A 12,051-nucleotide genomic window follows, 5' to 3' on the forward strand; every position below is an offset into this window, starting at 1 on the left:
AGGAGATTTTTATGAGTAAACCAATTTATTTAAATGCATTTGATATGAATTGTGTGGTGCATCAGACGCCTGGACTTTGGAAATTTCCTGGTGATCAAGCTGAACAGTATAAAACGCTTAATTATTGGGTGAATTTAGCTAAGCTATTAGAAAAAGGAAAATTTGACGGACTTTTTTTAGCAGACGTACTTGGGATTTATGATGTATATGAACAAAGTAATGTTGGTGCATTGAAGCAAGCTGCTCAGTTACCGGTCAATGATCCGACCGTTTTGATTTCTGCTATGGCATATGCAACAAAACATTTAGGGTTTGGTGTCACAGTATCAACGACGTATGAAAAACCATATGCATTTGCGAGGAAGTTTTCTACCTTAGATCATTTAACAGATGGGCGAATTGCTTGGAATATAGTCACGTCTTATTTGGAGAGCGGCTCTATTAATCTAGGAGTAGGGGAGCATTTTAATCATGATACTCGTTATGCCATTGCTGACGAATTTTTAGAAGTTTGTTATAAGTTGTGGGAAGGAAGCTGGGAAGATTCAGCAGTTGTAAAAGATAAAGAAAAAGGAATCTTTACAAATCCGGAACGCGTTCATCCTATTTCACATAAGGGAAAATGGTTTAGTGTACCGGGTGTTCATTTATCAGAACCTTCTCCTCAACGAACACCGATTTTATTTCAAGCAGGATCTTCAGCTCAAGGAAGAGAATTTGCAGCGAAACATGCTGAATGTATTTTTACTAGTTTTCCAACGAAAAAAGTTGCTGCGGATTATGTTAAAAAAATGCATGCTCAAATCGTACAAGCAGGAAGAAACCCTAAAGATGTGCTAATTTTCAATTTATTTACTCCGATAGTCGGTAGAACCGAAGAGGAAGCAAAACAAAAATTTGCAGAGTATAAGCAGTATACCAATTATGAAGGTGCTGCTACTTTGTTTAGTGGTTGGACAGGTATTGATGTATCAAAGTATGAACCCCATCAACCCATTCAATTTATTGAAACCAACTCAGTTCGATCTGCGTTAGAGAAATTTACAATTAGTGACCCAGATAAACAATGGACAGTAGAGGAAGTTGTGAATTTTGTCAGTATTGGAGGAATGGGTCCTATAACAGTTGGGAATCCAGAACAAATTGCTGATTTTATGGAGAGTTGGATAGATGAAACAGGAATGGACGGTTTTAATATGGCTTATGTTACGACTCCTGGGACTTTTGCAGATTTTATTGAGTATGTCATTCCAGTTTTACAGGAAAGAGGTTTATATAAAAAAGATTATGCAGAAGGAACATATCGTGAAAAGCTATTTAATAAGTCTCGTTTATTGCCTAAAGAGCATACGGGCGCATATTACCGGAATTTAAACCGAAAGGAGATCTTAAAATGACAACAATCGGTGTGAAAAGTGAGGTTTATTTAGAGAAAGCTAAAAAATTAGCGGCTTATTTTGCTGAAGACGCTGTTGTACGAGATAAACTAGGTGGAACTCCGAAAAAGCAAAAAGATCAAATTCGTGAAAGTGGATTATTGAACTTGCTTATTCCTGAAGAATTTGGCGGAGAAGGACAGCATTGGTCTACTGCGCTAGAAATTGTGCGAGAATTTTCAAAAACAGATGCGGCTTTAGGCCATTTGTTTGGTTATCATTCTCTATTTGTATCGGATATTCAAATTAAAGGAACGAAAGAACAGCAAGCCTTTTTCTATCCGCAATCTGTGCAGCAAAACGCTTTTTGGGGGAATTCGTCCAATCCTCTAAATGAAAGTCTACTAGGTAAAAGGCAAGGAAAAAGCTATCTTTTAAACGGGACAAAAGCATTTAGTTCAGGTTCTCCTGATTCGCAATATTTATGGCTATCTTTTAATGATGCAGTAACAGGTCAATACATGAATGGCGTGATACCTACGAAGAAACCGGGTATCTCTGTAAGAGATAATTGGAATGCAATCGGTCAAAGACAAACGGGCAGCGGGAAGGTTGATTTTAAAAATGTGGAATTAGAAGAGCATGAAATAATTGATGATTTTGTGAAAAACCCAACGCCATTTTCAACGTTGGGGCCTTCACTATCGCAGCTCATTTTAACGAATGTTTTTATTGGAAGTGCCTTTGGGGCAATGGCTGAAGCTAAGAAATACACGACTTCTAAAACAAGACCATGGCTTACAGCAGGTGTGGAAAAAGCATCTCATGACCCAGGGATTTTACGCAAATATGGTGAGTTGTGGATACAGTCAAAAGCAGCAAGCGTGTTAGCGGATGAAGCAGCTAAATTATTAGATCAAGTGTGGGAGAAAGAAAAGGAACTAACTGAAGAAGAAAGAGGAGAGCTAGCTGTTAGTGTGGCAACAGCAAATGTATTTAGCGGCAAGGCAGCACTTGATGTAACAAGCAGTATTTTTGAAGTAATGGGAGCACGTTCAGTGAATAATGAATATGGCTATGATCGATTTTGGCGAAATGTAAGAACTCATACGTTGCATAATCCGGCAGAATATAAACTGAGAAACATAGGAAATTGGGTTTTAAATGAACAGTATCCAACGCCTAATCCCTATGCATGATTTAAATTAATAAATCTTGAAGTAAGTCCAAACTTATGGGCAGGAGTTGGTTTAGTTCGAGGCGGAGCGGGTACAGCTTTAGTCGGAGATGCGGATACAGTTGCTGAGAGAATAAAAGAATATGTGGATTTAGGAATTGAGAAGTTTATTTTGTCAGGATATCCTCATTTAGAAGAAGCTTACCGTACAGTAGAACTACTGTTTCCAAGGCTACCTATAAAGTGTCATCATGATTAAAACGAACGTGTGTTCGTGATTCAGTTTGGTGAAATGATCGAAAACGAGCAAGTCCCTGTCAAAAATAAATAAGTGACTAGTAAACTAGAACAATAATTTCTCTCGTAGATTATTGCTCTTTTTTACAATTTTTCAGGAGGATAATAATGACAAGTTACAGCGAAACAAAGCTAATAGACGAACAAATCATTTATCTAGCCGAACAATTAGCTGCAGAGTTTTCAAAAGAAGCGATAGCAAGAGATAAAATTGGTCACACGCCGTTAAAGGAGCGGAATCAACTTAGAGAGAGCGGACTTTTAGCAGTGACTATTCCCAAAAAGTACGGAGGGCACGGAGCAAATTGGTTTTTAACATTTGAAGTGATTAAAAGATTTGCAAATGTGGATAGCTCGCTTGCTCATTTACTGGGCTATCACTATTTAACGGTATCATCTACATTTTTATTTGGAGATGAAAAACAGTACGCGCATTTTTATCAAGAAACAGCTGAGCAAAACTTGTTTTGGGGAAATGCATTTAATCCCCGAGAGCAAAGCTTGAAAGCTGTTAAAGAAAACGGACAAATTTTATTAACTGGTCGAAAAAGTTTTTGTTCAGGTGCAACCGATTCAGACCGATTATTAGTTTCTGCTCAATTAGAAAGTAGTGACGAACTGATACTATGCGTGTTGCCTACTAGGAAGGAAGGTATTGTAATTGAAAATAATTGGGATGGATTTGGACAGCGTCAAACAGATAGTGGAAATGTAACATTTAATCAAGTAGTAGTGGAGGAAACAGAGATTTTACATAGAACAAATCAAAATGCAACGATATTTCCAACGATTCGAACACATCTGGCTCAATTAATTTTAACTCATTTGTTACATGGATTAGCTGAAGGAGCATTAGAAGAATCCAAAAAATATGTGCACACGCAAAGCAGACCGTGGCTTACAGCTGATGTTGAAGCAGCTGAGGAAGATCCGTATATTATTCAGCAATACGGAGAAATGAGCATTAAACTTAGAGCATCAGCTGCTCTTATTGAAAAAGCCGTTCTTGCTTTTGAAGATGTATGGAATGAACAAGATAGATTAACGGAACAAAAGCGCGGAGAATGCAGTTTGGAAATTGCTGTTGCTAAAACGTTTGCCGCACAGGCCGCCTTAGATATTACGACAAATATATTTGATGTAATGGGAGCTAGAGCAACATCTAATCAATATAAGTTTGACAGATATTGGCGCAATGCAAGAACGTTAAGCTTGCATGACCCTTTAGCTTATAAAGTTCGTGATATCGGTAAATGGACATTAAGTAATCGACTTCCTTCTATTACCCCGTATTCTTAAAGGGATTTATAGATTTAAAGATGATATTAAAAGGAGGAGAAAAGTTTGGGAGGTAGTACAGAAAAATTAGTGTTTAGAAATTACCTATTCGAGTGATTTTAGGGTTTGTTGCTATATTGTTATTCATGTCTGGAGACGGGATAGAGCAAGCTTTTCTATACAAATATATCGTGGAATCAGGTTTTTCGGTTGAACAATCGTCATGGGCATTTACCGTATATGGAATTACGTTAATTGTTGCATCCTGGCTAGCCGGTGTTTTAACTGATTTATGGAGTGCAAAGAAAACAATGTTTCAAACAAAAGGGGAAAAATTGAATAAAGGGAACCGCAATTATTGGAAAGTATGATCTGTATTTTTTCCTCTCCTTAGAAAAAATTAGGATCCCATTGGACTAGAGGTGTAAGGGACTGGCCCAATGAAATTAGCAACCATTCTTCGGAATAGGTTCTAACTCCAGGAAAGCAAAAGCTTTGAAAGATAAGAAGAATAGCCACCCCATATTCATAAAAGGGATATCTTTAGGTTAAAAGAAAGGTTTTGTTCTTATTTTAATAGGTGTGATCTTTTTTCTTTCATTTTTTTAGACTATATAATGATGATAGCTTTTTCAAAATAAAAATATAAGCTTTCTTCAAAGTAGTCGTGTAGTAGAAAGAGTTAAGTTTTGCCTTAAATAAAAACCAAGTAAAGATATAAAAAAAGGGGGTAAATGGTAGATGACTATGAATAATATTGGTAAGCAGTTAATAAAACTCCCAAGTATTCATCCGGAGTTTTTTCAGAAATACAGAAGTTTCGCAGACGATGTATGGCAAAAAGGCGTACTTTCAGCCAAGGAAAAAGAGATTATTGCCGTTTCCGTGACAACTGTGACGAAATGTTCCTATTGCACAGATTTTCATTCAAAGAAAGCAAAACGAATAGGTGTTACAACAAAAGAGTTAGTAGAAGGAGTTATTATTGCTACTTCAATTGAAACATGCACTGCACTTATACCTTCAATTTCTACTAATATATTTCAAACATTAGGAGTTGAGAGTCAAGAAGAGCTATTAAATGTGCTTTTTCCTGATCAATATATAAATTTACATGATTTGCTTATTTTACCCTTTGTAGATTCTGTAGGTGTTTTGCCAACAAAACTTGTTATTTTGATTTCATATGCTGTTGCACACGCTTTGAGATCCAATGAGTATGTAGAAAAACTTCAAACTGTTGCAAGTAAATATAATGTTAGTGAAATAGAATTAGGCGAGGCAAGTTTAATTGCTGCAGCATTACGAGCTGGAAGTACAGTAAGACATTTAGCAGATGTCTTAGATGTAGTAGATGGGGAAAGGAGCTCAACGGTGTGAGTCATAAAATAAAGACAACTTTAGAACCTTTAATACCCTGGGTTATTCCAATTCTTTTTTTTGTTCTATGGCAACTACTAGGTTCATTAGGTATTTTATCGAAAAAAATTCTACCTACCCCCGTTGAAGTTATTGAAGGTACAATTCGGTTAGCTCAGGATGGCAGTTTGTTTCAATATATATGGATTAGTACAAAAAGGGCATTTTTAGGCTTTTTCATAGGAGGAGTTATTGGTTTTGTTTTAGGTTTAGTGAATGGATTAATTCCGATGGCATCTAAATTCCTAGATACATCGATACAAATGATTCGAACGATTCCACATTTAGCACTTATTCCGTTGGTTATTTTGTGGTTTGGGATTGGTGAACAAGCTAAAATCTTTTTAGTTACTTTAGGTGTAGCGTTTCCTATTTACTTAAATACATATCATGGTATTCGTAATGTTGATGAAGGATTAATTGAAATGGGGAAAGTTTATGGATTAAAAGGATTTTCGCTGTTTAGGCAGATTTTATTACCAGGGGCGTTGCCGTCAATCTTAGTTGGCGTACGTTATGCATTAGGTATCATGTGGATGTCATTAATTGTGGCTGAAACAATTGCATCAGATACAGGAATTGGGTATATGGCAACATCGGCACGTGAGTTTATGCAGATGGATATCGTTATTTTAAGTATCATTTTATATGCGTTATTAGGAAAGTTATCAGATGTGCTAGCGTTAATTTTAGAAAAAAAATGGCTTCAGTGGCATCCGAATTTTTATAAGAAAAAAGCATAATGTGGGGGTTTCACGTGTCAGGAATCAAAATTCAACTAAACAATGTAGACAAAAAATTTGGAGATTTGAAGGTATTAAAGGACATTAAATTAACCATTAAGCCTGGTCAATTTGTAGCGATTGTTGGAAAAAGTGGTTGTGGGAAAAGTACACTGCTTCGTCTTATTGCTGGATTAGAAACACCATCAAATGGAACGATCTTATTTAACGAAAAGCAAGTGAAAGGGTTACATTCAGATACAAGAATTATGTTTCAAGATTCGCGTTTGCTTCCGTGGAAAAGCGTTTTAGAAAATGTTGAAATTGGTGTCACCGATAAAAATAAAAAAAATGCAGAAACATCTTTATCACTTGTTGGGTTAGTAGATAAACAAAAAGAATGGCCAGCAGTATTGTCTGGAGGACAAAAGCAACGTGTATCTTTAGCAAGAGCTCTTGCTGGAAAACCTAAATTGTTACTTTTTGATGAGCCACTAGGTGCGTTAGATGCACTTACTCGTTTAGAGATGCAAGATTTAATTGAAAAGTTATGGAATGAAGAAAAATTCACAGCCATTCTCGTGACACATGACGTTAGTGAAGCGATACGCTTAGCTGATCGAGTCATTGTCATTAAAGATGGGGGAATTGAATCAGACATATCGGTTCCGTTAGCAAGACCAAGACATGTGGATAATGAATTTATACATTATCAAAATATTATATTGAATCAATTAATGCATGAACAAAGATAACTAGGAGGATATCACATGAGAACAAAAGCAAAGTGGATATATGGATTGATTACGGTTTTATTAGTAGGGTTGCTGGCTGCGTGTGGGGCAGAGGAAAGTAGTTCTAAGTCAAGCGATGCTAAGGAAACAGTAGTTAAAATTGGTTATCAAAAAGGAAATACGTTAAATATTTTAAAAGCACGAGGTACGTTGGAAAAGCGGTTAGAGAAAGAAAATATAAAAGTCGAATGGTCTGAGTTTCCGATTGGGACAGCTTTATTAGAAGGATTAAATACTGGAGCTATCGATTTTGGACATGCATCAGATGCCAACGGTGTTTTTTCACAAGCAAGTGGTAAAACCAGTGTATATGTAGCATCTGATACACCTTACCCAAAAGGAGTTGCTTTAGTAGTTAAAGATAATTCTCCAATTAAAACCGTAAAAGATTTTAAAGGTAAGAAAATTGGGGTAACTAAGGGCGGTAATATGCATTACCTTCTTGTTAAAGCCCTAGAAAAAGAAGGGCTAAGTATTGATGATGTAAAACCGATTTACTATAAAGATGCAGCAGAAGGGCGCGTTGCATTTGAATCTGGGGAAATTGATGTAATCGGTACCTGGGATCCATTTTTGGCTGTATTAGAAAGTAGTACAAGCACAAGAACGATTGTAAATGGTGAAAACTTAACACAAAACCGTACTTTTTATTTTGTTTCTGAAAAGTTCGTAAATAACAATCCTAATACAATTAAAATTATTTTAGATGAATTACAAAAGTCAGATGAATGGGCGAATACGCACACTAAAGAAGTAGCTACAATTTTATCAAAAGAACTTAAACTTGACGCTAAGCCTCTTGAAGTTGCGAATGGTAGACGAGAATTTGGTGTACTATCTATTGATGAAGAAGCTGTAAAAGCTCAACAAAATTTAGCTGATACGTTTTACGATTTAAAATTATTTCCAGATCCAATAGATATTAAAAAAGTGACAAAGAAAAATCCAGACTGGTATCCAGAATCGGTGGTAATAAAGTAATAATGTTCAAGCCACATCTTTTAATTATGTTGTGAAGGTCACTCCCCCGTTCGTAAAAGTACACTTTTATGAACAAGAAAAAGGGCTTTTTCGTATTTAATTTCCTAGAAGACCCATAATGGTAACTAACTAAAGGTTCTCTTGAGGATCTTTAATTTTAATTTAAAAATACGAGCGAAATTTAATTCACTCGTATTTTTTTAAAACGATAGCTGCATTATGACCTCCAAAACCAAATGAATTGGATAGACCAGTACTTATTTCCACTTTACGCGCAACACCTGGTACATAATCTAAATCACATAATGAATCAGGCTTTTCTAAGTTGATGGTTGGAGGAATAATTCCTTCCTTTAAACTTTTTGCCAAAGCAATTGCTTCCACACCTCCAGCTGCTCCTAACATGTGACCAAGCATAGATTTATTAGCTGTTATTGGGATTTGATAAGCTTTTGATTCAAATAGTTTTTTAATGGCCAGTGTCTCAGATCGATCTCCCACTTCTGTACTTGTTGCATGAGCGCTAATAACATCAATCTCTTCAGGAGAAATTTTTGCATTTTTCAAAGCCATTTTCATTGCAAGATAGGCTCCTTTACCTTCTGGGTGTGTAGCTACCATATGATAGGCATCAGAACTCGCACCATACCCATTGACTTCTGCATAAATTTTTGCATCTCTACGTAAAGCGTGAGACAAAGATTCCAAGATTAAAATTCCTGCGCCTTCGGACATGACAAATCCATCTCGATTTACATCAAAAGGGCGGCTAGCTTTAGTTGGATTATCGTTTCTCGTTGATAATGCTGTAGCATTACCAAAACTAGCTAATGATAAATCTGTTATAGCTGCTTCTGCTCCTCCTGCAAAAACGGCATCAGCTTCTCCAAAGCGAATAAGTCTGAATGCTTCACCAATAGCTGTATTTCCGATCGCACAAGCAGAAACAGGGGACATAGTAGGTCCCATTGCGTTCCACTTAATACTAATTTGGGCTGCGGCAGCATTTGAAATCATGGCTGGTACCAGGGTTGGACTAACTCTTCTTGGACCTTTCTCTCGAAGAGTATCCACATTATCAATCAATGTTTCAATTCCTCCTATCCCCGAACCAACATATACGCCAAGTCTTTCTAGATTGATATCATCAATATCTAAATTAGAATCAGTCCAAGCTTGTTCAGCAGCAGCCAAAGCAAATTGAGAAAAGCGATCTAGACGTCGTGCTTCATTTTTTCCTAAAGTATCATCTGCATTAAAATCACGAATAATTCCTGCAATTTTTGCTTTATGATTGCTTACGTCAAATGTATCAATAGAGGAAATGCCCGACTTCCCTTCAGTCAGATTTCTCCAAAATTTTTCTACGTTGTTTCCAATAGGAGAGACTACTCCCATTCCGGTAATAACGACTCTTTCCATTTTTCATCACTCCAAATGAATAGTATACTTGTATTATACTTCGGGATTATCCTATTACAAGTGAGTGTTTATCCTAGTATAATAACTACTAGGTTAAATTATTATGATGGAGGTTTTAGAAATGAATGATAAAACCAGACTTGAAGCTTTGTCTGCATTTTTGAAAACGAAGCGATCCCAAATAAAGCCTGAATCTATAGGTATACCTGTTGGAACACGGAGAAGAACACCTGGCTTACGAAGAGAAGAAGTTGCACATTTGGCGGGAGTTAGTACTACTTGGTATACGTGGCTAGAGCAAGGTCGGGATATAAAGGTCTCTACAAGCGTATTGGATTGCATATCTACAGCTCTACAATTAAATAATGATGAACGAGAGTATCTATATGATTTAGCTTTAGAAGTGAAATCATCCATTATTCATCGAAAGAAGGATCAGCCAAAACTTAGTCCTTCCTTGGAAAGAATTTTAGCGGAGTTAACGTATTGCCCTACTATCATTACAGATCGACATTGTCATATTGTAGGCTGGAACAATGCTGCTGCTCATGTATTTTTAGATTTTGAACAACTCCCAGATGACCAACGAAATTTGATCCATCTAGTATTTACAAGAAAAGAATTAAAAGCATTAGCTGTGAATTGGGAGCATTTTGTTAAAGGATTTCTTGCCATTTTTCGTGCCTATTATGGTCACTACTTAGGTGATGAATGGTATAACCTATTTATTAAAGAAATGAGTAATTCTCACCCAGAATTTCAATCTTTATGGCAAGAGAGTCAAGTGAGTAAAGCTCCAGAAATGATGATTGAATTTAGACATGCTAAAGCCGGAAAGATGCTGTTTAATTTAACTTCTCTCCAAGTCCAGGGGGACATGGACTTAAGGTGCAGTATCTATACACCAGTAGAGGGAACAGCTACAGAAGATAAATTAAAACGATTAATGAAGAAAATCTCCATTGAAAGTTCATAAACCAGCATATTTACTGTGCCGAAAAATGCCAACTAGGGTGTTTTTTCTTATTAAGCTAACGGGTGCGTAGCTTAAGATCGGAACTGTCTTTAAGGCAGTTTTTTCTTTATGGAACTATCGGGGCAGTTTAGTTTAATAACAAATACTCCCTATACTTACCAGTGACAAGTCAATCGGAGGGAAGTTAATATCGTTTTAAAATAAGAATTACTGTGAGGTAGAATCGACTTAAATGATTAGAATCACATTTTTTTTACTAGGAATAATATTAATCTTACTAGCATCGTACTTATGGAAAAAAGGAGACCCGAAAGTACCCTTTTGGGAGGTTTTAACCGACTTTGTATTTGATATAATGTCTATTCAATTATTTAATCTTTTTAGTTTTCGTACTTGGGCTGTGTTGTTGTGGCTAATTGGCTTTGCAATTTTAATAGTTGTTTTAATAGCTCAAATAAATTCATAACTAAGGTTACTTTTAGTTTTCTTGTTAAACTAACGGGGCAGTTTAGTTGAAGAGTGCTGTTTCTTTGTTCAACAATTGGGCCATATTCTTGAATAAGGGTAATGCAATTTTTTAATCTCCTCATTTTTGTTTTAAGGGTAGCAATTTACCAATATAAAAATGGTTTACATCCCATAAATACCCTATAATTGGGGCAATACGAAAAATAAAAAATAGATGGGAAGAAATCCAAAATGAATACTATTAATGACATGATTATGAAGATTTCATCTGTATTTTCTCAGTTAGAAGAAGTGGAAGGTGTTGTACTCTCTGGCTCTCTTTCAACAAATACCCAAGATGAACATTCTGATATAGATTTGTATATTTATAGTGATCAAGAAATCCCTACCAGCACTCGCAAAAAATTGTTAGAACCGTTTTCGGATTATATGGAGATTAATAACCAGTATTGGGAAACAGAAGATGATGGAACGCTAAATGAACCCAATATTGGTATAGAAATTATATATAGAAATTATGCTTGGATTGAAAACGAACTTATGAAAACGGTAGTGAATTTCCAGGCTCAGGTCGGTTACACTACATGCTTTTGGAGTAATTATTTAAATTCCAAAATACTATATGATCAAAATGGTCAATTAAAGAAACTACAGGATAAAATTAACGTAGCCTTTCCAAAAGAATTAAAAGAAAATATCCTTAACAAAAATTACCCTTTATTACGAGACAGTGTTACATCCTACTATTGTCAAATCGAGAAAGCTCTAAAAAGAAAAGACTACATAAGTGTCAATCATAGGGTTGCTGCGTTACTTGCAAGTTACTTCGATATCTTATTTGCGATTAACGAGTTGCCACACCCGGGAGAAAAGAAGTTAATTAAGATCGCACAAAAAACATGCAAATATCTCCCAGACAAGATGGAAGAAAACATAATCATGATTCTTAGCAACAATACCATAACACTATTAAGTGACATAAATGATCTGGTTGACAATTTAGATGATTTGTTAAAAAGTAATAACTTATAACCTTATCCAGCTGAAGTTCCAGTCCATAAATAATCAATACAAAGAAAACAACCTGGCTGTTAAAACCGAGAATCGATTGAGTTTAAAGCCAGCTAATAGAAGCTTCATA

At 35.8% G+C, this 12,051-nt stretch carries 11 protein-coding genes and 1 pseudogene; 11 read left to right on the forward strand and 1 reads right to left on the reverse strand.

The features are described from left to right. The first annotated feature begins 11 nt into the window (after window positions 1–11). The 9 genes and pseudogenes from QFZ73_RS28020 (at window position 12) to QFZ73_RS28060 (ending at window position 8,044) form a co-directional block, all read left to right on the forward strand. On the forward strand, window positions 12–1,397 hold the full coding sequence (locus QFZ73_RS28020; RefSeq protein WP_307273907.1) for an LLM class flavin-dependent oxidoreductase: 1,386 nt from the start codon (window positions 12–14) through the stop codon (window positions 1,395–1,397). Next, window positions 1,394–2,575, forward strand: coding sequence for an acyl-CoA dehydrogenase family protein (locus QFZ73_RS28025; protein ID WP_307273910.1), 1,182 nt, complete (start codon window positions 1,394–1,396; stop codon window positions 2,573–2,575). Before QFZ73_RS28020 ends, QFZ73_RS28025 begins: the two co-directional genes overlap by 4 nt. A 12-nt stretch (window positions 2,576–2,587) precedes the next feature. After that, a pseudogene (locus tag QFZ73_RS28030) lies at window positions 2,588–2,884 on the forward strand (alkanesulfonate monooxygenase); the annotation flags it as partial. Window positions 2,885–2,958: 74 nt separating this feature from the next. After that, on the forward strand, window positions 2,959–4,149 hold the full coding sequence (locus QFZ73_RS28035) for an acyl-CoA dehydrogenase family protein (protein WP_251436168.1): 1,191 nt from the start codon (window positions 2,959–2,961) through the stop codon (window positions 4,147–4,149). 116 nt (window positions 4,150–4,265) lie between these two features. Continuing rightward, window positions 4,266–4,499 carry a hypothetical protein gene (locus tag QFZ73_RS28040; protein ID WP_251436170.1) on the forward strand — a complete coding sequence of 78 codons (234 nt, stop codon included), beginning with the start codon at window positions 4,266–4,268 and terminating at the stop codon, window positions 4,497–4,499. Between the two features lie 370 nt (window positions 4,500–4,869). Then, entirely contained in the window at window positions 4,870–5,508 is a 639-nt protein-coding gene (locus QFZ73_RS28045) for a carboxymuconolactone decarboxylase family protein (RefSeq protein ID WP_307273916.1), read from the forward strand. Further along, window positions 5,505–6,290, forward strand: coding sequence for an aliphatic sulfonate ABC transporter permease SsuC (ssuC, locus tag QFZ73_RS28050; RefSeq protein ID WP_307273919.1), 786 nt, complete (start codon window positions 5,505–5,507; stop codon window positions 6,288–6,290). Before QFZ73_RS28045 ends, ssuC begins: the two co-directional genes overlap by 4 nt. Beyond that, window positions 6,290–7,024 (forward strand): ABC transporter ATP-binding protein, encoded by a 735-nt coding sequence (locus tag QFZ73_RS28055; RefSeq protein ID WP_373459047.1) that lies wholly within the window; start codon window positions 6,290–6,292, stop codon window positions 7,022–7,024. The genes ssuC and QFZ73_RS28055 overlap by 1 nt, the downstream gene beginning before the upstream one ends. A 15-nt stretch (window positions 7,025–7,039) precedes the next feature. After that, window positions 7,040–8,044, forward strand: coding sequence for a sulfonate ABC transporter substrate-binding protein (locus tag QFZ73_RS28060; RefSeq protein WP_307273923.1), 1,005 nt, complete (start codon window positions 7,040–7,042; stop codon window positions 8,042–8,044). A gap of 186 nt (window positions 8,045–8,230) precedes the next feature. Here the strand turns inward: QFZ73_RS28060 and fabF are convergent, their stop codons facing one another. Beyond that, a complete protein-coding gene (fabF, locus tag QFZ73_RS28065; RefSeq protein ID WP_307273926.1) occupies window positions 8,231–9,466 on the reverse strand; it encodes a beta-ketoacyl-ACP synthase II in 1,236 nt (411 codons plus the stop codon). A gap of 121 nt (window positions 9,467–9,587) precedes the next feature. Here fabF and QFZ73_RS28070 point away from each other — a divergent pair, with 121 nt between their 5' ends. Beyond that, on the forward strand, window positions 9,588–10,442 hold the full coding sequence (locus QFZ73_RS28070; protein ID WP_251438151.1) for a helix-turn-helix transcriptional regulator: 855 nt from the start codon (window positions 9,588–9,590) through the stop codon (window positions 10,440–10,442). 699 nt (window positions 10,443–11,141) lie between these two features. Next, window positions 11,142–11,942, forward strand: a complete 801-nt coding sequence (locus tag QFZ73_RS28075; RefSeq protein WP_201223898.1) for a nucleotidyltransferase domain-containing protein — start codon at window positions 11,142–11,144, stop codon at window positions 11,940–11,942. Window positions 11,943–12,051: the final 109 nt, after the last annotated feature.

The sequence above is a fragment of the Peribacillus sp. V2I11 genome, assembly GCF_030817135.1.
Lineage (GTDB): Bacteria > Bacillota > Bacilli > Bacillales > DSM-1321 > Peribacillus > Peribacillus simplex.

Coding starts and splice junctions, on each gene's coding strand:
- QFZ73_RS28020 (WP_307273907.1), top strand. CDS start 12: ATGAGTAAACCAATTTATTTAAATGCATTTGATATGAATTGTGTGGTG.
- QFZ73_RS28025 (WP_307273910.1), top strand. CDS start 1,394: ATGACAACAATCGGTGTGAAAAGTGAGGTTTATTTAGAGAAAGCTAAA.
- QFZ73_RS28035 (WP_251436168.1), top strand. CDS start 2,959: ATGACAAGTTACAGCGAAACAAAGCTAATAGACGAACAAATCATTTAT.
- QFZ73_RS28045 (WP_307273916.1), top strand. CDS start 4,870: ATGACTATGAATAATATTGGTAAGCAGTTAATAAAACTCCCAAGTATT.
- QFZ73_RS28055 (WP_373459047.1), top strand. CDS start 6,290: ATGTGGGGGTTTCACGTGTCAGGAATCAAAATTCAACTAAACAATGTA.
- QFZ73_RS28060 (WP_307273923.1), top strand. CDS start 7,040: ATGAGAACAAAAGCAAAGTGGATATATGGATTGATTACGGTTTTATTA.
- fabF (WP_307273926.1), bottom strand. CDS start 9,466: ATGGAAAGAGTCGTTATTACCGGAATGGGAGTAGTCTCTCCTATTGGA.
- QFZ73_RS28070 (WP_251438151.1), top strand. CDS start 9,588: ATGAATGATAAAACCAGACTTGAAGCTTTGTCTGCATTTTTGAAAACG.
- QFZ73_RS28075 (WP_201223898.1), top strand. CDS start 11,142: ATGAATACTATTAATGACATGATTATGAAGATTTCATCTGTATTTTCT.